The following is a 21,549-nucleotide window of genomic DNA, read 5'->3' on the forward strand; positions in this document are numbered from 1 at the left end:
GCTCAAACTAAAGGGCAGGATCGTCTACCGGCGCGCGGGCAAACCACTCAATCCATACTCGACCATCGCCATGTAAACCGCAAAGTAGTTCAGCGCCATTTGCATAAAGGTCGGGTGCAGGATAATGGTGTTGTTCGCTGTATCGAGCGTCAGTAAACCGCCAACCTCTGCGGCTTGCAGGCATCGTCTGATGTGCGAACGTGACACACCACACTTGAGTGAGGCTTTCAGGTAGTTGTACTCGATCACCACCGTCTGCTGTTTGATGCTCTCGATATAGAGATCCATCAACAGCATGTGCCCGGCATCTCTGAAAACGAACGCCTTACAATCCGGTACCATCTCGAAGAGATATACCTGATTGAGGGTGATTTCGGAATATTTTTGGAAATAACTGGCGGTGAAATTTTCCATTTTTAAACATCCGGATACATCGAACTCCGGATAAAGCATCCCATAGGGGATCATCATGGTATTAATTAACGCACGGGTTTCATCAAGCGCTTTTGACGTTACCTGATAGTTTAACTTTCGTTTATCCAGCGGATCCTTTTTGACGTCCATACGACCGCCTACCCGGATAAAAAGCAGAAAAGAATCAATCGTGTTGTCACTGATTAACCCCGTTTTCTTACAAAAATTTTTCACCTGGCGAAGCGTCGGCTTTTCTGTCGTGTAGAAATACGCAATGAGGGCAGAACCGATAATAAAACGGTTTGCTTTAAAAATAACCTTAAAATAGAGTGGCTTAGTCAGATAAAGTCTAAACAGTAGTTTGCAGTGCTTCTGCATGACTGCCTCAATGTTTTTGTGGGACTTAATTACTTCTGCACGGAGAAAAATTAATTCGGTGAGTTTTTGTTTTCTTTTCATATTGCTGCTTACTTTACCTGGTTCCATAATGCAAATAAAAAAATACCGCCACTCTTTCTTTAGCTTTTATTTATAACCCGTTGAGAAATGGTCCATCTTGCTATATAGAGGCGGTTAGTTTTTAACGATTCTTGTTAAAATCAGTAAGGGTCTTTATTGCCCTTCTGAGGATAATCCTAACACTAAAGCGGCCGTATAGCATAATACCTGATTTTATTTTGACCGGTTAAAATATTTTCAAAAGCCAATGACTTGCTTTTGGCTTGGATGTTTTAGTTAGCTACTTCAATGATTTATATGGTTTTTTCTGCAATAAGAATCCTTTCCCATTTCTCTTAAAAAATTAACCACAAAAATGGACAGTGACATAGCAAAGCCTGTGTGAGAATTTTCTTATCGCCAAGTTAAACCCGTGAGTTCAGATGTCCAGGTTAACAGGATTTCTCTCAGGAGGGGGAATTACCGGCACGTTTTTAATGGATTTCATAAGGATTTATCATGGAAGAGTCACGTCATCAGCCCCTGCGTTACGGCAATTCTTTTGCGTTTTTTTGTAAAAAGAAGTTCGCCAGGTTACTGTTTTTATTACTGATATTAATGACTTTTTTTTCCGTGCCTGTTGCATTGGCTAATATGAGCGTTTATCCCATGGAGGTTACGCTTAATAGTCAGGGAGCAGCGCAGGTACAAACCCTGTCGCAAAGCGGCGAGGCGCAGTTTATTAAAGTCAGCATTAAGCGAATTGATCGCCCTGCTACACAATTTGAAAAAGAAATATTGATTGAAGATGCGGTTTCACGCTCGCTGATTGCTACCCCGGATAAATTCGCGCTGGCATCGGGTTCGCAACGCATCATTCGTCTTATTTCTTTACAACCTCCGGAGAAAGAGACCGCCTGGCGTGTTTACTTCGAGGCCGTCGGTGCGCCGGAGGAATTGAAAGATAACACCGGCCAGGAGAATAAAATCAGTAACCAGCTGGGCATCAATTTAGTCTGGGGCGTGCTGGTTCATATACCGCCGCAACACGCGGTATTATCACTGATCCCATTATCGTCGGGCGAGGTTAAAAACAATGGCACGGTGCGCATAGCGATCCGCGAAGTCGCTTTCTGCTTGCAAAAAAATAGCAGCAGCAGCTGCCAGTGGAAACAGGAACACGCCACGATATATCCGGATGAGACATTGCGGTTCAAAGCATGGACGCCAGATGAAATAAAAGCTGCACAGGAAATCAGAATTAAATATGTTGATCAGAAAACGAGAAGTATGAACGAATACGTTCTCGGGAAATAATCAATTTATTCTAAAAGAATAACAATCCGTTTGTTATGAAGCAGTTCATTGTCAATAAAACGGTCATGGATGCGCGTCATTCTTCAAGCCGCAGGCGCGTTGATTGTATTGAGTCACCTTCCTGCAGCTCGAATTATTTAGCGTTATGACCATTACATGGATTTTCATGGAGCTAAAATGCAAAAATTAATCAAACCACTTTTCATCGCTGCTGCGTTAACGGCTGCATTTAATGCACAGGCTGTGCAGAAAGATATCACTGTTAATGCCAACGTTGATTCGACGGTAGATATGACTCAGGCAGACGGCACTGCGCTGCCGGCAACCATTAATATGCAATATATTCCTGGCCGTGGTTTATCTACTTATTCACTGGATACCAAAATCTGGTCGAATTCTTCTACCGCTAATATCAACGTGGCGCTGGTGAGTACTGCCCAGTTAAACGAAACCGTAACCGGTACCGCCGTTCCGTTGAAAGTCACGCTGGGTGCAGATCTGAAACCGATCACCACCACGGCGACCTCCCTGACTTACGCATCCCTGTTTCCGGCGGGCACTGAGAACGGTTCTTCCGTTCTGCCATTGAAAATCGCCCCGGCAACCGTAGCGCCTCTGGCGACCGGCAGCTATTCCGGCGTGGTCAGCCTGTTAATTACACAGGCAACGACGTCGAGCTGATTTGCCGGAGTTGATTGATAGATTATTTCGGGGGGCAGTTCGCCCCCTTGTTATTCTTTTTCAGCAGGACGCTGTAATGAAGGTCATTTTCCGGATCGTTACAATCGCCTCTTTCATTACCCTGATCCCCTTTCTTTCAGCCCGTGCCGCCACCCAGGTTCCACCTGGTTTTGAATCGCTGGTCACCGGCCAGACGCTGTGGGTCAATCTGTCTATCTACGGGCAATCGCTCGGACTTTTTGAAGCCTCCGTTAACCTCGATACCGTCACTTTCCTCAAACCGGAAGCCGTCGCGCAGGCGGTGATGGCGCATTATCAAAAGAGTCCTCAGCAGCAAGCGCTGCTGGATCATCTGATCGGCAAGCCTATGGCACGTAACGGGAATCTGGCGTGCAGCAGTAACGGCGGCGTGAGCGGGTGTGACTATCTGGAAACAGATTCGGTTGCGCTTATCTATGATGAAAATAATGGCAAAGTCGCGCTGTTCCTCGGCCCTGAGTTTGTGCCGCTTGCCGCAACCAGGAACTCGCCGTACTACGAACAGACGGCAGAAACGGAAGCGGCGTTTATACATCAGCAGAATATCAACTTCGTGACTAATAACGATGACCAGACGTTATCCGTACAGGGCGCAGGCGCGGTCGGATTGACGGAAAATAGTTATGCCGGTATTGACTGGGACTATCTGGCGCAGAAATATCGCCAGCAAAATCATCAAGATGTGCATTTTAACAATATTTTCCTGCGCCGCGACGTTGGCAAACGCTATTACGTTCAGGCGGGGCGCATGGACTCCCGGGATATTTTCAGCAACGCAGGCGGAAATATTACCCTCAGCCAGTTGCCGCTCAGCACCATCGAAGGTATGCGTGTCGGTTCCACGCTAGCCTGGATGAACAACTCACAGGCCGCGCAGGGCACGCCGGTGACGGTGTTTATCACCCGCCCCTCGCGTATTGATGCCTATCGCGATCGGCAGTTACTCGGCACCTTTTACCTGAATGCGGGGACACAGAACCTCGATACCACCGCGTTCCCTAACGGCAGCTACACCGTGACGTTGCGTGTTTACGAAGATAATCAGCTATCGCGCACCGAGCAGGTGCCTTTTAGCCGTACGGGCAATGTCACCAGCCAGAACATCGAATGGTTTGTGCAGGGCGGTGCCATTCCCGACCACGAGGTACAGGGCAACGGTGCAGAATCAAAAAACGGTGGCGATCGCCGCGTGATGCAGGCGGGGATCAAAGTGCCGCTCACCCGTGAAGCCGCGTTCACAGGCGGTGTGGCCGCGACCAACCGCCACCATTTTGTCGAAAGCGCACTCGACTGGAGTCACGGATTCGATAACCCGCTGCTCGACGGCATTCTCACCACCCGCTTCAGTTACCTGAAGGGCAGCGAAGGCTCTCGCGGCAACATTCAGCAAGCCACTTATAACGACGGTTTTTCCCTCAGCTTTTACCGCAGCGCACTGTATGCGCAGGATTGTTACAGCAACAACGGTGGCCAATACGGTTTCAGCGGCTGCTATCAGAGCAGCAGCCTGATGTTCAGCGTGCCGGTGAAAAGCTGGTACGTGAACGCCGGTTACAGCGCCAGTAAAAATGAAGGCCGCAACGTGATCCCGGCCCAGCTCGATGATAACGACGTGGTGCCGGTGTGGACACGCCGCAGCAGCTATAACAAAACGCAGACTACCACCTGGCAGGCCGGGCTGGGGCGCGGTTTCAGCGTCGGCGGCATCAACATCAATACCAGCGCCAACCTTTTTACGCGTACCAGCAGCACCGGCATGAAGCGCGATAATGGCGGATTTCTTTCCGTTTCACTCTCGCGTGTCAGCACGCCGACGATCAATGCGCGCTCGAACTACAGCTCGGTGGGCATGACTTATCAGACTGACCGCAGCAGTAAGGATCAGGTTGGCTATAACGTCGCGCAAAACTGGTATTTCGATGCGCAGAATCAGCAGGAAATCGGCGTGAATTTCAACGGGAATCAGGACAATACGCTGAATGCGTCGGTTTACGGAAAAACCAGCGGCGAGTACGGCAGCGGCAGTCTGGCGTTCAGTTCAGCCTCTTCGGGTGCGTCGGGCCAGCATGTAAGCAGTAGCGGCAGCTATAACTCCTCAATGGCGGTGGCGAAATCCGGTCTGTACTGGGGAAAATGGGGCAACGGCCTGCCTGGTGCTGCCATCGGGCTGAACGTCGCGAGCACCGATGAAAGCCAGGATACCCGAGTGGATGTCTCCGTTGACGGCGCGGGCAGCGCAAGTCTGCGCGGTACCGGCCGTACGTTGTTTAGCGTGCCGGCGTATACGCAAAGTCATATCAGCATCAATGATTCCATCGAATCCACCGCCGGTATGCGCAGTGAAATCACGCAGGGTGCCGGACGCCGGACGCTTTTTATCGCGCCGGGACGGATGCTGGTCAGCAAGGTGAATATCGTCTCGCGCTACACCTATCTCGGCAGGCTGATGGTCAATCCGCAAACGCCGCTGGAAGGCGCGACGCCGATAAATGTCACCAGCTGGTCGGGATTAGGACAGGGCGGATTCACGGCGGAAACCGATCACCGCATGAAGAATTTATATATGGCGCGTGGGAGGCAGATGTACCGCTGCGAACTGAAGGTGAAAAGCACGCATGACGTCGTGCGTTATGTTGGCGACAGCGAATGTAAAACGGTTGAACTTGCGTCGGTGCCGCAGGACGTTCAGCAGCGAGCAAAAATGCTGATCGCTACCCGCCGCACGGATGAAGGTCCTCTTGCGCGGGCAGCGTTTTCTTCGCAGAAACAATAATAGGGATTTTGTATGAAAAGTAGACTTCTTGCCAGTCTGGCGCTGATATGCCTGATGGCCGGCGCACAGGCGGCTTCACTCACGCCGACAGGACGCAATACCAGCGTCGCCGTGTCCTTCGACCGGATGTCCGTACCGGCGCAGTTGCCCATCTGGACCAACGAAAACGGCGGTTATGACACCAACGACGCACCAAAATGGGGGCGGAACACGCTGGTGTGCCAGTCACGAACCAACAATCAGTACGGTGCCTGCCTGACGTTTCCGGTCTGGCTGGAAGCCTCCCCCGCGCCCTATCCCGTGCCGGTCTTGTTTACAGAAAGCACCACTAAACAGACGCTGGTGCTCAATGTCTATATGACCAAACGTCGATCGCTAAATAATGTGGTCGTGGCAACCAATCTCGTTCCGCTGAATGCCTTTGGTGGAGAGGTTACGCCGAGGGGCGACGGTACGGATTATTCGGCCTATGTACCTTCTTCAGAGCTGAGTAAATTTCCCGCCGCCGGAACCTGGAGCGGAACGCTGAAAATGTCGCTGATGCAATGGCCCGTAACCTGTACCGGGAATTCGCAGAACGTGAACGTGGGCTGTACCAACGTGATCAAGCTGGGTGACTGGATCGCCAGCATGACCTTTAAGGTGACGGATTACGGTAATCAGCAGATCTATCTGCCCGAGTTTGGCAATGCGGCGGCGAATGTGGAGCTCGGGCTGAAAATTTTCCCCGGCGCACGCGCCACCACCACGGTAAGCGGCAGCCGCTCGCTGGATATGTGCCTTTATGATGGCAATAATTCGGACAGCAACCGCGTAAGCCTGATATTTCAGGACGAAGGTTCTGCCGCGCCCTCCAGAGCCACGGGGTTGTTTTCGTTATATCTCATTGGCGGCAATAAAAATCTGGCGCAAGATCGTCTGGATTATTCGATAGAGGTGATTAATCCGCTGACCAAAGCGCGGCAGGCAGTGCAGAACGGCACCGAGGTCATCTGGAGCGGTACCAATAAAGGCGTATTACGGCGCGTCGTTTTACCGGGACAGCGAAATTCCGTGCTGTGCGTTCCCGCACCGATGGACTTGATTACGCCCTCTTTCACTTTGTCGTCAAAAACGGCGGGGCGATATCGCGGTACTCTGAGGATTATTTATACCCCGACCACGCAATAATCCCCTGAAAGACTTATTTCCTGATAAATAAAACTGTTGGATTAAAAATTATAGATAAGACGCTTATACAGATGAAGACTGTTTTTGAGGTTAAGTTTTTTAACCACATTGGCCTGATGACTGTAGAGCGTTTTTTTGTTTTCACCGGTTATTTTCGCCACACCTTCAATCGAACCTTGGGTGAATAAAGAACACAGGAAACTGAATTCGCATTTTGTTAAATAATTACTCATCACGGATGCGGAAAATGACAGGCCGTTTTTGTGAAGTATCAACACCTCCGCAAGTTTAATAGAAATTATGTCTGTGGAGGATTTTTTATCGATAAAAAAGTCGGCTTTGATGCCGTGCTCGCTATAGTTAAAAATATTTTTCTCGAAATCTGAGAAGAAAATCAGCGTTGTGTTTCGATTGATTTTGAGTCGTGTCAGATAATCGATGTAAGTCAGCGCTGTGCGGAAATTTGCAGGTAAATCAAAAATAATCAACGGCGAAAAAATGGGTTTACTTTTCTGGTCATTAAGCCTGTTTTTTACTTCACCAATATCGCTACAACAGCATAACAGTGATTCACCGATCAACGCAGCCAGGCCCTGCTGGTGATAGTAGGACTGATCCAAATAAATAGCATCCATTTTTAATTTCCGATGAGATTCCCCTTATCCTCCGAATAATATCGGTTCCACGTTAAAAGTTAACTGTCCATTTTTGGTGCTAAGTTTGTCTGCTACGTCGAAGAGACTTGCTACCGGTCTCGGTCCGCTCTGTGCCAAAAGCGGAAGTTTAGGATGGCTCTGGGAAACTTCGAACTTGTCCATTAAATGCATGATCGGACTTTATTGAGATTTTGGGGTGCTAATAAACCGGTGGCAGAGCGGTGAGAGTTTCGTGGTATTTAATGTTTCATAAACTTATGCGCTCTGATTCTTTTTAATGCTTTCCCCTTCTTTCGCTAATCAAAGAGCCGCATGAAATCCCACCCCGACCTGGCGCTTTTTTGAGCAAGCGTGCACAGGGCCAATGGATAGTCAGTCTCCACCGTTCTGTAATCAGTCACAGGTTATAAGTAAGCTTTTCAATGTTGTCAGAAAGCATATCCAGCAGAGCGTTAACATAAATATTATTATTTCCCTGATGCCACATCGCACTCAGCGGAAGCCCGTCCACATTCTTCATCGGCGAGAGAGCGAGGTATTTCACGCCGTCAGCATTCATATTCTTATATGATGAAGGGACCAGAGCGATGCCCAGACCGGCGGCTACAAAACTCAGGATGGTCTGTTTCTCTTCGGCATACTGCGCGATAACGGGTACGCAGCCGCCTGCTTTGAAAACGTTCATCGTCAGATCGTAACTGTGAGGCCGGGTGCGCCTTTCGGGCACGATTACCGGCTCATTACGAAAATCATCGATACTGACTTCACTATGACTCACCAGCCGGTGATGGGCAGGAACGGCGAGCACGCAGGTTTCATTAGTGATAAATCGCGTTGTCAGCGTAACGTCAACATGTTCAGGCGGACGTACAAAGATCACATCCAGCCATCCGGAGAGGAGTCGGGGGATAAGGCTGTGCGTTTTATCTTCAGTAATATGGATATCCGCATCAGGAAACCGCCTGACGAAAAGATGAATTAATTCCGGCAGTAACCCTCTGGCAGCGCTGTCAATAGCACCTATCCGCAGCGTCCTTTTCTGCAATAATGCCGTTTTACGGAACCGCAGCCGCAGCGCATCGAAATCAGCAATCACGGCTTTGGCCTCATTCAAAAACGCTGCCCCTTCAGGCGTCAGCGAAACATTTCTGGTCGATCGATTCAGTAACCTTATCCCCAGCTCCTCCTCCAGCAATTTTATGAAACGGCTGAGTGACGCAGGCATCATTTCAAGTTTTCGGGCTGCCCGGCCAAAGTGAAGCTCATCACCCAACACTGCAAAGCAACGCAACTGATTTATATCCATTTTTTCACCAAAACCTGATTATGCAAATTATTTATATAAAGCAGTGCCGATGATAAAGCCGCGCAAAACTTCATACTGGGATTATTACAAAACGATAACAACCCTACATGACTGTGGAGCATCCTGAAATGAATAACGACCTCGACAAAAAGGTTATGCGAAAGGTTACCTTGCGCATCATTCCTTTTATTATGCTGCTGTATTTCATTGCGTTTCTCGACCGGGTAAACATTGGTTTTGCTGCCCTGACCATGAACCAGGATCTGGGCTTTTCGCCGACAGTCTTTGGGCTGGGTGCCGGCATTTTCTTCCTCGGATATTTCCTTTTTGAAGTCCCGTCAAACTTAATCCTCCATAAAGTGGGCGCCCGTATCTGGATCGCCCGCGTGATGATCACCTGGGGCTTAGTCTCTGGCTGTATGGCTTTTGTGCAGGGCACTACCAGTTTCTATATTCTGCGCTTCCTGCTCGGCGTGGCTGAGGCCGGTTTCTTCCCGGGTATCATCCTCTATCTCAGCTACTGGTTCCCGGCAGCAAAACGCGCGCAGGTCACGGCTATCTTCATGGCCGCTGCCCCGCTCTCAACAGCACTGGGATCGCCTATTTCAGCTGCCCTGCTGGAGATGCATGGTTTTCTCGGCTACGCCGGCTGGCAGTGGATGTTTTTACTGGAAGCCGTCCCCGCGCTGATGCTCGGCGTTATCGTGTTGTTCTACCTTACTGACCGCCCGGCCAAAGCCAAATGGCTGACTGACGAAGAACGTACCTGGCTGGAAAACACCATGCAGGCCGAGGAGCTGGCACGTGCGGCAAAACAGAGCCACAGTAGCGCATGGCAAGGACTGGCGGATAAGCGCGTGCTGGCACTGGTTTATTTCGGTACGTCCGCTGGCTTGTACACGCTTGGCATATGGTCGCCGCAAATCATCCGCAGCTTCGGTGCATCATCGCTTGAAATTGGTTTCCTTAACGCCTTCCCGGCTGTCATAGGCGTTATCGCCATGATCCTGTGGGCACGTCATTCCGACCGTACTAAAGAGCGCAGCTGGCATGTAATTGGCGCCTGTCTGCTGGCAGCAGCCGGACTGATTTACGCCGGTAACGTTAGCACGCTGTTCGCCGTTATTATCGCCTTAACGCTGGTCACCGTAGGGATCAGCGCATCGAAACCCCCACTGTGGAGCATGCCAACCGTGTTTCTCAGCGGACCGGCAGCGGCAGCGGGTATCGCTACTATCAACTCCATCGGCAATCTCGGCGGTTTTGTCGGTCCGATGATGATTGGCGTGATCCGTCAGCAAACCGGCAGCTACAGCTGGGGCCTCTACTTTGTCGCGGGGCTGCTGGGATTATCAGCTCTGATTGTCCTCATTCTTTCTGCCAAAGCAAATAAACCGCAAACGGCAGAGATTCCTCATCCTCATACCCATCATTGACTGGAGAAGTAACTATGCGTAATTACAAAATTGCAGCCATACCTGCCGACGGTATCGGTCCGGAAGTCATTTCAGCAGGTGTTGAAGTACTGCATGCGCTGACACGTCGCGATCCGCAGCTGAAGTTTGATGTAGAAACCTTTGACTGGGGTTCGGATTACTACAAAAAACATGGCGTGATGATGCCGGAAGAGGGACTGAACACGCTGAAGAAGTTCGACGCTATTTACTTCGGCGCGGTGGGAGCACCCGATGTGCCTGACCACATCACCCTGTGGGGCCTGCGTCTGCCGATTTGCCAGGGCTTTGACCAGTACGCCAATGTACGGCCAACCAAAATCCTGCCTGGCGTGACTTCACCATTACGGAACCGTGGTCCAGGCGATCTTGACTGGGTCATCGTGCGTGAAAACTCTGAGGGCGAATACTCCGGTAACGGCGGTCGTGCGCACCGGGGCTTACCGGAAGAGGTGGGTACCGAAGTGGCAATCTTCACCCGCGTTGGGGTCACGCGCATCATGCGCTATGCCTTCAGACTGGCGCAGTCACGTCCGCGCAAGCTGCTTACCGTAGTGACCAAATCCAATGCCCAGCGTCACGGTATGGTGATGTGGGATGAAATTGCCGCTGAGGTAGCGCTGGAGTTTCCGGATGTGCAGTGGGACAAAATGCTGGTCGATGCCATGACGCATCGTATGACGCTGCATCCGCAGACGCTGGATACCATCGTTGCAACCAACCTGCATGCCGATATTCTGTCTGATCTGGCCGGGGCGCTGGCAGGCAGTCTGGGCGTGGCGCCTACCGCAAATATCGATCCGGAACGCCGGTTCCCTTCCATGTTTGAACCGATCCATGGTTCAGCATTTGATATCACCGGCAAAGGCATCGCTAATCCGGTTGCGACCTTCTGGACTGCCGTGCAGATGCTTGAACATCTGGGCGAACGCGACGCCGCTGCGTTGATCATGGAAGGCATCGAATACGTGTGTAAGAAAGGCATTCTGACGCCAGATGTCGGCGGCACCGCCAGTACCGCTGACGTCACACGCGCCGTGGTGCAATTTATCGAAGCCAAAGCTGACGTTGCCGAGAACGCATAGCCATGAAAAATGAACAGGCCGCAGCGATCCTGCAGGATATCTTTCAGCAGGCTGTCGACAGCGCCCGCGCCGGGCCGGTGATCCCTCCGAACCTGCCGGAAAAGCCACGCGGCCGTTGCGTGGTGATCGGTGCCGGTAAAGCTTCAGCAGCTATGGCGGCAGCGGTGGATGCGGCCTGGCCTGAAGTGGATGTGTCAGGCGTGGTAGTGACGCGTTACGGTCACGCGGTGCCCGCGGGTCGCATCCGCATTATCGAGGCGGCGCATCCCGTATCGGATGCGATGAGTGAAACGGCCGCAATGCTGATTGTGGAGGCATTACGCGGATTAACACCGGATGATCTGGTGCTGGCACTGATTTCCGGTGGGGGTTCTGCGCTGATGGCGCTTCCCGCGCCGGGATTAACGCTGCCCGATAAGCAGAAAATCACCCGGTCTCTGCTACACAGTGGCGCCAACATCAAAGAGATGAATCTGGTACGTCGTCACCTCTCCGCGGTGAAAGGTGGCAAGCTGGCGGTGCTGGCGCAACCGGCCCGTATCGTGTCACTGATTATCAGTGACGTGCCGGGCGATAATCCGGCAGACGTAGCGTCTGGCCCCACCGTTGCCGACCACAGTATGCCGCATGATGCGCTCCAGGTACTACAGCGCTACGACATCGCTATCCCCGAAGCTGTCCGCAACCTGTTAAACCAGCCGGCCAGCCCGGTGAAAAAAGTAGCGAACGGTGAATTCAGGCTGATCGCCACACCTGCGCTGGCATTACAGCAGGCGGCAGTCGCTGCACGCAATCACGGACTCACGCCGCTTATTCTGGGCGATGCGATTGAAGGTGAAAGCCGTGAAGTGGCCGTGGTCATGGCCGGTATCGCCAGGTCGATGAAGCAGTATGGGCATCCGGTTTCCGGTCCTGCTGTGCTGTTGTCGGGTGGTGAAACCACCGTGACGGTCAACAACGGTCAGCCCGGAAAAGGCGGGCGAAACACCGAGTTTTTGCTCAGCCTTGCTTGCGCATTGCAGGGTGAAAACGGTATCTGGGCAGTAGCTGGCGACAGTGATGGTATTGACGGCACGGAAGATGCAGCGGGCGCGATGGTTTTCCCGGACACGCTGACACGCGGCAGAATGAGTGGCCTTAATGCGGTTAATTATCTCGATGGACATGACAGTTACAGCTATTTTCACGCGCTTGATGATTTGCTGATAACCGGCCCGACTTTAACCAACGTAAATGACATCCGGGCAATATTGATTGCCTGAGCCTGTTGCTCTCCTGCGGCCCGGGAGAGCAATATTTATGCTTAGCGTTGTTCAGCCTAAGCCAGTTTGTCACGGTTCTAACGGCTTCCCCTGATGCTCTATCCTGGAAAGCTACAGCCTGTCGTGTCCAGTTTGCGCGGTTGAAAATCCCTTCTCCCTATTAAAACCAGTCAATCCCCTGGATTTAGTCCGTTTCTCACTCACAGTGGACGCTGGCCAGCGCCTATCTGCTTTGTGTCAGAAGCGGACGTTTTCTTTGAGCCTGAACTACCAAATTTCTATCAGTATCAAAACCATTAAACTGTGTGTGCCGCAAAGCGGTTTTCAGGTAATCCGGGACTGAGATCAGATTCAGCTCTGAGCAATGCACCGTCATATTCAGACAGCGCAGTGAGTCCCACTGTAGCCGTGGTGCAATAAAGACGGGTAAAACCCTCACCGGCGAGTGTCGGACAGGTGCTCTGGATTCCAGGTGACGTCAGAATAGCGTCTGTGGTCCCATCCGGGCGGTAACTGACAACACGGTTCCCTCCCCATTCAGCATTCCATAGATAGCCCATCTCATCCACGCAGGAGCCGTCAGGCGCGCCGCTGCCTTCGCTTTCGGCGAACACGTGCTGGTTCTGCAGCGAGGGGTAATCACAGCACATTATCCGACCCTGCATCGAGTCACAGTAATAGAGCGTGCCGCCATCGGGGCTGAAACAAATGCTGTTTGGTATAGCGACATCGGGCAGTGCAAGCGTCTCAACAGTCAGCGTTGCCGCGTTGAGTCGATGAAACTTACCGATGACTTTAACGGGATAACCGTCATCCATCGTCCCGAAGACAAAATTACCCGCACGGTCACATCGTCCATCACCTATGCGGGTGCCGTTGTCTCCCGGTGAAGCGGCAAATGGGGTAATTAAACCGCTGTTGAGATCATAGAAAGCCAGCCTTGGCGCGAATCCCATCAGCAGAATGTGACTTTTTCAGTCAGTGCAAAGGAGCCAAGGCGTTCAGGCAGCGACCAGCGCATCACAGCATCATTGCCCTCTTCTATGGCTAGCAGTTCACTGGCTTCAATGTCAGTCCAGTAGAGCCTGCGGGTTCTTTCACACCACAGCGGGCACTCTCCGAGCGTATTCCTGACCTCAGCTGCAATTGAAAACATGATAATCCTCCGGATATAAAAGGTCGTACTGCACGTGGGCAAAAGTGGATAACGCAGTTACTGCAGAAAACGTGCAGAGAGCCGATCGCCGAAAAGCATGACGGCAAGTCCGATCAACATGACAACCATGCCCCCCAGCCTGAGTAACGAAACCGGACGCCGCACAGCGCCCAGCAAGCCAAAATGATCAATCATCTGCGAGGAAAGTAACTGTCCGACAATCGCCAGCCCGAGCAGGGCTGAAAACCCAATTTTCGGCGCAAGCACGACATAGCTGAACAGTGCACATGCGCCTATCATTCCGCCCGCTAGACTCCAGAGGGGTTGCGACGGGATCGCCGCCAGCGATGTCATCAACCCACCCCGCAGCAGCGCGTAAATCCCCAGACTGAACGCGCCCGCTGTAAATGAAAACAGCGCCGCAGTGACCGGGTCGCCGCCCAGTCCCTTTGCCAGCTGGCTGTTCAGGGTCGTCTGCAGGGTGATCCCAAGACCTGCGGCAAAAGCGATTACGTAATAGATCATGCCCATGCTTTTCATCCTGGTCAGTCGGCCTGCACCAGCGGCAGGAAGGTGTCAGCAAAAATGTCAGGCTGGTAGCCAGAGGCTGCAAAAAGGTGCTCACGCGACTCATCAATCGCCGCATGCAGTCGCGCGCTGTCTACGCCCAGCACCTTACCGTTCTGTTTAACGATGCGTCCGCCGATCATGACGGTGTCGATGTTGCTGCGCTCGGCGGCATGAACCACCGTGCCAAAGGCATTGCCGGATGGGTAAAGATTGAGATCACTGACGCTAATCAGCACCAGGTCGGCTTGTTTGCCTGGCGTCAGGCTGCCCACTTTGTCCTGCAGCCCTGCACAGGCAGCGCCATCAAGAGTCGCGGCTTTAAGGAGCTGCGCCGCCGGAAGCGTTTTCAGCGCATGTTCAGAATCGCAGCACTGCTGCTGATGCATGCCCATCACGCGCTGCAGGTAAAAGGCGACGCGCATCTCCATAAACATGTCGGTGCTGTACGACGTTTCATTGTCTACGCTCAGGCCAGGGTTGATGCCATGACGCTGCGCGGCCTCAATGGCGAACATCCCGCTTTCGATGCCATAGTGCGAATCTGAGCGCGGGCAGACGTTCACCCGGACACCGGCCTCCCGCAGAATTTTCCATCCCCGGTCGGGCAGCGCCGTGCAGTGATTGAAAATATTGTCCGGACCCAGCAGCCCCTGCTGATGCAGCGACTCAAGTTCAGCCCCCATCTCAGCGCCAAAGAACTCAGTGACAATCGACAGTCCCAGCCTGCGGGCCTCGGCCCACAACTCCGGCTCCAGCTGGGCCATGACGGCGAGAGAGACCAGGCTTTCAGGGTTGTCGGTGAAATACTTATCCTGCAGACGCTGCCAGTTTCCCGGCCAGTGGGCTTTATCCCATTCGCCAGCTACCGGTGCGCCGGAAGCATGAATGGCACGAATGCCGGTATCAAGCAGGGCCTCCACGGCGGCATCGGAATGCGCTGCGGTTCGGCTGTTGTGCGAGTTATCGATCATCGTGGTGATGCCCGCGTCAATAGCGCCCAGCGCCGTCAGCAGGTTGCCAACATAGATATCGGCAGGCCGGTAATATTTAGCGAAGGAGAAGTGCGTGGCGTTGCTGTAGTCGTCCAGGCAGGTGGCGTTTGGGTTAATGCGGCGCAGCTGTCCTTCCCATGCGTGACGATGAGAATCGACCATTCCCGGCATGGCGATCATGTTGGTGGCATCAATGACATGCGCACCCGGCACATCCAGGTTTTGGCCCACGGCGGTAATCGTTGAGCCGTTGATGAGAATATCGCCGCGCTCAATGTTACCGACGTTCCCGTCCATGCTCAGTATCGTCGCGCCACGAATCAACGTAGCCCGTGAAGTGACATTCTGATTGTTAACAATATTTCGGATGTAGTCGGTCATTAAACCTGCCTCTTTCCTGATTAATGGGGAAACGATACGCCACGTCATTATCCTGAAAAAGATGCTTAAAGCGTTTTCATAATTCATAATTTGCGAATAATCAGACTCACTTTTACCCAGGAGCAGGACGATGGATCGGATTCAGGCTATGCAGGTTTTTATAAGAGTTGCTGAAGCCGGAAGCTTTGTGCGCGCGGCAGAGACACTGTCACTGCCAGCTTCCACCGTCACCAGCACGATTAAAAATCTGGAGAAATACCTGCAGGTGCGTCTGCTTAACCGGACGACGAGGCGGGTCAGACTTACGCCTGAAGGCCTGCAGTATCTTGCGCAGTGCAGGGAAATCCTTTCACTGATTGAACACACGGAATCCAGCCTGACCGATTCCGTCAGGCGGCCCCAGGGGCGACTGCGGATAGATATGCCCGGTGGGATCGCCCATTTTATTGTCATGCCGAATCTGAAAGATTTTTACCGGCTCTATCCGGATATTTATCTGATGATTGGCGTCAGCGACCGGCAGGTTGATCTTGTTCAGGAAGGTGTGGATTGCGTCATCAGAACCGGGGAATTAACCGACTCCACGCTGGTTGCCCGTCCCCTTGGCCGGTTTCGCTGGGTGACCTGTGCCTCGCCGGACTATCTCAGGGAGTACGGTATCCCTGAGACGCCGGAAGCGTTGTCGCAGCATCGGGCAATTCATTACTTTTCCGGTTCGGGAAGACGGACCAATGAACTGCGTTTTAGGCGTGGCACTGAGATGCTTTCCGTTCCGGTAGAAGGAGACGCAGCCGTTAACGAAACGGGACTCTATATCAGACTGTGTCTTGAGGGTTTTGGGCTGGCGCAGCTTGCTGAGAATGTGATTTCGGAGAATCTGCAGCAAGGCAAGCTGGTCGAGGTTCTGGCGGACTGGCAGCCACCTTCAGTGCCGGTGACGATGCTCTATCCGCATCAGCGGTTTCTCTCTCCCGCAGTGCGTGCTTTTGCTGACTGGGTCGCCGGGCTTTTTAACGATGGCGCAGGTGAGAAACGGCCCTCCCGGTAAGAGATGGTCTTGAGAGTAAGAGTACGCTTCAGAACGATAATGGACAGCATCCACAGCAGAGGAACCGATCGTTCCCCTGTTGTGCCAGCCAATTCAGCCCGTCTGCTGTACAGGTTCCAGATGCGCATTTCGTCCGGCAGCCATTCCGGTGCAGGCACCTGCTACCGCGATTGCTGCGGTCATCAGTAATGACACCGTCCAGCCTCCGGACAACTCCTGTACTTTGCCCAGCAACAGCGGCCCCATCGCCGCCATCAGATAACCAACACTCTGCGCCATGCCTGACAACGCGGCAGCATCACCGGCGTTTTTAGTACGCAGCCCGATGAAGGTCAGACCCAGCATCATGCTGGCACCCGAGCCAAAGCCTAGAAGCGCTGCCCACAGCATCGCAAGATTCGGCAAGTACAGGATCCCCATAAAGGACACAGCCGTTATAAGGCTTACGCCAGCAGCGGCTAATCTCTGATCGTTTAGACGACGCAGCGTGGCCGCCAGAATCAGGCCGGGAATGGCGGTGGTCAGCTGAAGGATACCGTGTACCTCACCAGCCTGAGCTGAGGAGAGTCCACTGTCCGTCAGAATGGCTGGCAGCCATCCCACCGCAACATAAAACGGCATCGCATTCAGGCCCATAAATAAGGTGACCTGCCATGCCAGAGGCGAGCGCCAGACCGCGACGGTCGCCGCTTTTTTCTCGCCCTCTCCCGGCAACTGATGCTTCATCTTTAACTGGGGCAACCATAAAAGCAACGCAAGCAGCGGTGCAATAACCAGCATGGCTAACGCGATGTTCCAGCCCCAGCTCTGCGTCAGAGGAATGACAATGGCTGAACCAATAGCACCAGCCGCGCCCATGGTGATGGAATATGCCCCCGTCATGGAAGCCACGTTGCCAGAAAAGTCACGTTTGATAAGGCCAGGCAGCAGGACATTGCCGAGCGCAATCCCGATACCTATCAATATGGTTCCGCCATAAAGCGCCCAGACACTGCCTGTGGAGCGAAGCAGGATGCCCGCTGAAATCACGGCCAGGGCACCAAAAAGGGTGCGTTCAAGACCGTACTTGTGTGAGATGGATGCGCTCAGCGGTGAAAAGACGGCAAAGGCCAGTAAAGGCAGCGAGTTAAGCAACCCAACGGCAGTAATACTGAGCCCAAAATCATGGCGAATAGACTCTAAAACGGGCGCGATAGCGGTAAAAGGAACACGCAGGTTGATAGCGATAAAAAGGATGCCGGTCACAAGTATGATTGAAGACCACTTGTTGGTAGTGTGGGACATAAATTTTGTTTTCTCTGGTAAAAAGAAAGACTTTAAAGGACGCATGAGTTACAGAATATAGATAACCTGACAACATATAACTAAATCATGCCAGTTAATAAAAAACCGGTGACCTCACCGGATGAGTTTAATGCCGATGCTTTCAGTCAGGCTGCTATCGCGCTGCATGTATCATCGTCAGGCGAGTATGCAGGGCAGAGTCCGCATGCTCACCGTAAGGGACAACTTATTATCTCTTTACGTGGTGCAGTGAGTTGTGAGGTTCAGGATGCGCTGTGGCTTGTTCCACCGGGACATGCTGTCTGGGTTCCGGGTGAAACCCCACACAACTGCCGGGTCACGAAGAATGCGGATACCTGCTTTCTGTTTATCGAACCCGGCGCGGCAGCGATGCCGGAAGCCTGCTGTACCCTTGCTATTACTTCTCTGGTCCGCGAGCTCGTTCTGTTCCTGGCAGAGCAGGAACATGCTTATTCGCCTGACAGTAAAAACGCGAGGCTGGCAGCAGTGCTGCTGGAACATATACCGGATGTGCCGGTTAAAGCGCTCCACCTGCCTGTATCCGACCATCCTAAAATCCGGAATATGGCTGAGGCACTTTTTAATGAGCCTGATGACCGGCGAACATTAAAGCAGTGGGCTGCACATCTGGTCACCAGCGAACGATCGCTGGCCAGGCTGATAAAAGAGGCGACAGGAATGAGCTTTGGTCGCTGGCGTCAGCAGCTGCATTTGATGATTGCCCTGAGCCATCTGGCTGAAGGTCAGTCCGTGCAGCGCGTAGCCGGAACGCTGGGATATGATTCGGTAAGCGCGTTTATTACGATGTTCAGAAAAGCGTTGGGTAAATCACCGACGCAATATTTTATGTCCCTAAACTAATGCAACCCGACACAAACCGGATTTTACAAAGAACGCCAGCGTCGGCTGTTCGCTCAAAACGGACCTTCATAGTTGAAAGCCCCGCGCATCAATAAACCCCTCTTAGTAGCCATCAAACACAACTGCCCACCCCACCGCCTGCGAACAGAAAGAAGAGTGGAGAACTGGCCATAGCCTCCATCACGTCTACCTGGAAGGTTTCTCCTTCTGGTCAAAAAGCGGAGGTGTTATTTTTTATATCCCAGCCGGCCCTGGCTTCGGCGCCTTTACCGCCGAAGGCACTCTGTTCCCAGTACTGCACTTTTACCGTCTCGGCCTGAAAAGCATATTGCATCCGGGCTTGGTCACCGCCGTCACTGAAGGAAACACCGGCAATAAAAACGTTCTCCAGCGTGATGCGATAATATTCCAGTGCGGTACCGCCCGCCTTGCAGGCCGAGAGTTGTACTTTGCTAATTTTATGGCCATTCGATGCGTGCAGAAACATCGCCGGGGTGGATTTATCCATTGACGCCTGGGCAATCAGATTGAGATGGTTGGCGCCTCCCTTACCGGCCTGAACCCGGTTTACGCCCCAGCTGTAAGAGTGGATATCGGTCCAGCCCTTGTGGTCAGCGTCCTGAGACTCGCCATTTATGTTGTCGACCTTGATAAACAAATTACTCATTCCCTGAACCCTCTTCTGAGCTAATCCTTGCTGACTTCGGTGATTTTTCCACCCTGTGTCATAAGATACGTATTCCGGTGACGTCTGAACTGCGTGTCGCCAGTGCGGGTACGATTAATAAGCATCAAAATATCTTTATCGATGCAGTTTTTAGGTGGTTTCATGTCAGCGAAGCATAACCTGTCCTCCCGGCCTAATTCCTGATACCCCTCACCAAAACCAAAGATCGTTATGTATCTTGGTCCCCCGGCATCGCTGGGGAGTATTTTATACTTTGAGTAAATAGCGGATTTATTTTTCATCCACCAGTCAATACTGGCGGAGGTTGAAACCGGAAGACGATCAACAAGGATTTCTGCATGAGTGGTATTTTGATGTGCATCGATCACTTTTACGCTTCGGAAATCTAGATAGATATATACGCCTGTGGCAGTCAGCACCAACAAGAACACACTGATCATTAACTTTTTCACTTAACGCCTCCATCAATATCTGTTGTCGCTTCTATATGGGTCATAAAGAGACGAAATCTAAATGGGCTAGAACGTTGCAGGACAAACCCGATCCTCAAAAACTGCAACTGATGAAATTTTGGCTTACTGATGTCCAAAAGCTAATCCTTGCTGACTTCGGTGATTTTTCCATCTTGCGTCATAAGATAAGTATTCCCGTGGCGTCTGAACTGCGTGTCGCCATCTCGGGTGCGACTGACCTGCATGAGAATGCCTTTATCGATGCAGTTTTGAGGTGGTTTCATATCAGCGAAACATAGCCGGTCCTCTTGGCCTAATTCCTGATACCCCTCACCAAAAGCAAAGAATGTTATAGATTCTGGCCCACCCGCATCGCTGGGGAGTATTTTATACTTTGAGTAATTAGCGGATTTATTTTTCAACCACCAATCAATACTGGTCGAAGTGGAAAGAGGCAGATGATTAACAATTATTACTACCGAATACGGTGTAAGATGCACATCAATAACCTTAACTTCCCGGCCATTTAAATAAAAATAGACACCTGATGCCATAAACACCAATATGGCCAATGTGATAAACAGTTTTTTCACTACCTGCTTCCTTGTATATCGATAGTTGCTTCCATATTTGTCATAAATGGACTGAATCCAAACCGGTTAAATCTCTGTAAAACGAACCAGATCCTAAAAAAGTGAAACTGATGGAATCTTTGCTTACTGATGTCATTTACGTCCAGGCCAAAGTGATCCTGCCCGGTATACTTAACTTTTGCTCTCCAGCGATTTCCCCGGATATCCAGACTGATAATCTCGATATGCGTAGCATAGACATCATGAACAGTGATTCCCAATCCATTAATTTTATCAAAAACTAATGAGTCGAACTTCGGTAATACCTTATCACTGACACTATCGGTGATAGTGATGATTTCCTTCTGTGGAAAACCTTCTTTATCAAAATTGACGTTATCGTTAATGACCTGTTGGATTCCCAATCGAGTGCTTTTTTCAGAGTCATCATTCAGGATCTGTTCACGATATCCCCTGTCCAGCTGCAAATCTCGGAACGGTGCGCCGTTCGCCGTTTGCATATGGCTGAACATTTGATTGATCAGATTTCTATAGGGGCCATATATGGAAAAAGGCAGCGATGTGACCTGAAGTTCATCAAACAGCAGTCTCGCACACTCCTCGACACTGACTTTCCCCGCCCTTTTATCGCCATAGACGCCGGCAAAGCGCGATTGCGGGTTATTGAAGGCCGTCAGTCGTGTCAGCGTGTAAGGGTCAACGACGTTAGAGATGGTGCTGAGGGTAAACTCGTCTTTCAGGCGTGATTCGGTGATGTCGCCGCACCGCATATCATCGGTGCCGTAATCGTCGAACGGGCGCTGCGTGGAGAAGATAGTCTGCGGGAAACGGGCCATCGTCATCTGCGTTACTCCTTGTAACGGTAAATCCCTATTTTATTCAGACAGGATTTTTATCAGGGGCGAATA

The 21,549-nt window shown here is 51.7% G+C and carries 20 protein-coding genes and 1 pseudogene; 9 read left to right on the forward strand and 12 right to left on the reverse strand.

Annotated features, from left to right (window positions below; all coding sequences use genetic code 11):
* Window positions 1-24: 24 nt before the first annotated feature.
* A complete protein-coding gene (locus tag EBC_RS24040) occupies window positions 25-873 on the reverse strand; it encodes a hypothetical protein (protein WP_041692464.1) in 849 nt (282 codons plus the stop codon).
* A 498-nt stretch (window positions 874-1,371) separates the two neighbouring features.
* On the opposite strand from EBC_RS24040, the gene EBC_RS24045 reads away from it, so the two are divergent.
* The 4 genes from EBC_RS24045 to EBC_RS24060 all read left to right on the forward strand — a co-directional run bounded on the left by EBC_RS24045 (window position 1,372) and on the right by EBC_RS24060 (window position 6,832).
* Window positions 1,372-2,169 (forward strand): fimbrial protein, encoded by a 798-nt coding sequence (locus EBC_RS24045; protein WP_013204478.1) that lies wholly within the window; start codon window positions 1,372-1,374, stop codon window positions 2,167-2,169.
* A gap of 177 nt (window positions 2,170-2,346) precedes the next feature.
* Window positions 2,347-2,850, forward strand: a complete 504-nt coding sequence (locus tag EBC_RS24050) for a CS1 type fimbrial major subunit (protein ID WP_013204479.1) — start codon at window positions 2,347-2,349, stop codon at window positions 2,848-2,850.
* 76 nt (window positions 2,851-2,926) lie between these two features.
* Window positions 2,927-5,662, forward strand: a complete 2,736-nt coding sequence (locus tag EBC_RS24055) for a TcfC E-set like domain-containing protein (protein ID WP_013204480.1) — start codon at window positions 2,927-2,929, stop codon at window positions 5,660-5,662.
* A 12-nt stretch (window positions 5,663-5,674) separates the two neighbouring features.
* Window positions 5,675-6,832, forward strand: coding sequence for a CfaE/CblD family pilus tip adhesin (locus EBC_RS24060; RefSeq protein WP_013204481.1), 1,158 nt, complete (start codon window positions 5,675-5,677; stop codon window positions 6,830-6,832).
* A 41-nt stretch (window positions 6,833-6,873) separates the two neighbouring features.
* Here the strand turns inward: EBC_RS24060 and EBC_RS24065 are convergent, their stop codons facing one another.
* Together EBC_RS24065 and EBC_RS24070 are read right to left on the reverse strand one after the other, a co-directional pair.
* Window positions 6,874-7,467 carry a hypothetical protein gene (locus EBC_RS24065; RefSeq protein ID WP_013204482.1) on the reverse strand — a complete coding sequence of 198 codons (594 nt, stop codon included), beginning with the start codon at window positions 7,465-7,467 and terminating at the stop codon, window positions 6,874-6,876.
* Window positions 7,468-7,885: 418 nt separating this feature from the next.
* Complete coding sequence (locus tag EBC_RS24070; protein WP_013204483.1) at window positions 7,886-8,794, reverse strand: LysR family transcriptional regulator; 909 nt, start codon at window positions 8,792-8,794, stop codon at window positions 7,886-7,888.
* 128 nt (window positions 8,795-8,922) lie between these two features.
* On the opposite strand from EBC_RS24070, the gene EBC_RS24075 reads away from it, so the two are divergent.
* From EBC_RS24075 to EBC_RS24085, 3 genes are read left to right on the forward strand one after another with little or no spacing between them, the layout of a single operon-like run.
* Entirely contained in the window at window positions 8,923-10,230 is a 1,308-nt protein-coding gene (locus EBC_RS24075; protein ID WP_013204484.1) for an MFS transporter, read from the forward strand.
* A 14-nt stretch (window positions 10,231-10,244) separates the two neighbouring features.
* Window positions 10,245-11,333 carry a tartrate dehydrogenase gene (locus EBC_RS24080; protein WP_013204485.1) on the forward strand — a complete coding sequence of 363 codons (1,089 nt, stop codon included), beginning with the start codon at window positions 10,245-10,247 and terminating at the stop codon, window positions 11,331-11,333.
* 2 nt (window positions 11,334-11,335) lie between these two features.
* A complete protein-coding gene (locus EBC_RS24085; RefSeq protein WP_013204486.1) occupies window positions 11,336-12,595 on the forward strand; it encodes a glycerate kinase type-2 family protein in 1,260 nt (419 codons plus the stop codon).
* Window positions 12,596-12,891: 296 nt separating this feature from the next.
* Here EBC_RS24085 and EBC_RS24090 read toward each other — a convergent pair.
* From EBC_RS24090 to EBC_RS24100, 3 genes and pseudogenes are all read right to left on the reverse strand, one after another.
* Window positions 12,892-13,751 (reverse strand): annotated as a pseudogene (locus EBC_RS24090) (SMP-30/gluconolactonase/LRE family protein).
* 57 nt (window positions 13,752-13,808) lie between these two features.
* Window positions 13,809-14,282, reverse strand: coding sequence for a DMT family transporter (locus tag EBC_RS24095; RefSeq protein WP_004958554.1), 474 nt, complete (start codon window positions 14,280-14,282; stop codon window positions 13,809-13,811).
* 14 nt (window positions 14,283-14,296) lie between these two features.
* Complete coding sequence (locus EBC_RS24100; RefSeq protein ID WP_013204489.1) at window positions 14,297-15,694, reverse strand: amidohydrolase family protein; 1,398 nt, start codon at window positions 15,692-15,694, stop codon at window positions 14,297-14,299.
* Window positions 15,695-15,824: 130 nt separating this feature from the next.
* Between EBC_RS24100 and EBC_RS24105 the strand changes: the two genes are divergently transcribed.
* Entirely contained in the window at window positions 15,825-16,742 is a 918-nt protein-coding gene (locus EBC_RS24105; protein ID WP_013204490.1) for a LysR family transcriptional regulator, read from the forward strand.
* Between the two features lie 93 nt (window positions 16,743-16,835).
* Here the strand turns inward: EBC_RS24105 and EBC_RS24110 are convergent, their stop codons facing one another.
* Window positions 16,836-18,026: an MFS transporter gene (locus EBC_RS24110; RefSeq protein WP_013204491.1), complete on the reverse strand. Its 1,191-nt coding sequence runs from the start codon at window positions 18,024-18,026 to the stop codon at window positions 16,836-16,838.
* Between the two features lie 87 nt (window positions 18,027-18,113).
* Here EBC_RS24110 and EBC_RS24115 point away from each other — a divergent pair, with 87 nt between their 5' ends.
* Entirely contained in the window at window positions 18,114-18,908 is a 795-nt protein-coding gene (locus EBC_RS24115) for an AraC family transcriptional regulator (protein WP_013204492.1), read from the forward strand.
* Window positions 18,909-19,119: 211 nt separating this feature from the next.
* On the opposite strand, the gene EBC_RS24120 is transcribed toward EBC_RS24115, so the two are convergent.
* From EBC_RS24120 to EBC_RS24135, 5 genes are read right to left on the reverse strand one after another with little or no spacing between them, the layout of a single operon-like run.
* Window positions 19,120-19,575 carry an Hcp family type VI secretion system effector gene (locus tag EBC_RS24120; RefSeq protein WP_013204493.1) on the reverse strand — a complete coding sequence of 152 codons (456 nt, stop codon included), beginning with the start codon at window positions 19,573-19,575 and terminating at the stop codon, window positions 19,120-19,122.
* A gap of 20 nt (window positions 19,576-19,595) precedes the next feature.
* Window positions 19,596-20,048 (reverse strand): DUF943 family protein, encoded by a 453-nt coding sequence (locus EBC_RS24125; protein ID WP_157868042.1) that lies wholly within the window; start codon window positions 20,046-20,048, stop codon window positions 19,596-19,598.
* Complete coding sequence (locus EBC_RS26380) at window positions 20,045-20,185, reverse strand: DUF3289 family protein (protein WP_081461050.1); 141 nt, start codon at window positions 20,183-20,185, stop codon at window positions 20,045-20,047. The genes EBC_RS24125 and EBC_RS26380 overlap by 4 nt, the downstream gene beginning before the upstream one ends.
* 3 nt (window positions 20,186-20,188) lie before the next feature.
* On the reverse strand, window positions 20,189-20,641 hold the full coding sequence (locus EBC_RS24130) for a DUF943 family protein (protein ID WP_041692164.1): 453 nt from the start codon (window positions 20,639-20,641) through the stop codon (window positions 20,189-20,191).
* Complete coding sequence (locus EBC_RS24135) at window positions 20,641-21,483, reverse strand: DUF3289 family protein (protein ID WP_013204496.1); 843 nt, start codon at window positions 21,481-21,483, stop codon at window positions 20,641-20,643. The genes EBC_RS24130 and EBC_RS24135 overlap by 1 nt, the downstream gene beginning before the upstream one ends.
* Window positions 21,484-21,549 lie beyond the last annotated feature (66 nt).

Origin of the sequence: Erwinia billingiae Eb661 (assembly GCF_000196615.1) — a bacterium.
Lineage (GTDB): Bacteria > Pseudomonadota > Gammaproteobacteria > Enterobacterales > Enterobacteriaceae > Erwinia > Erwinia billingiae.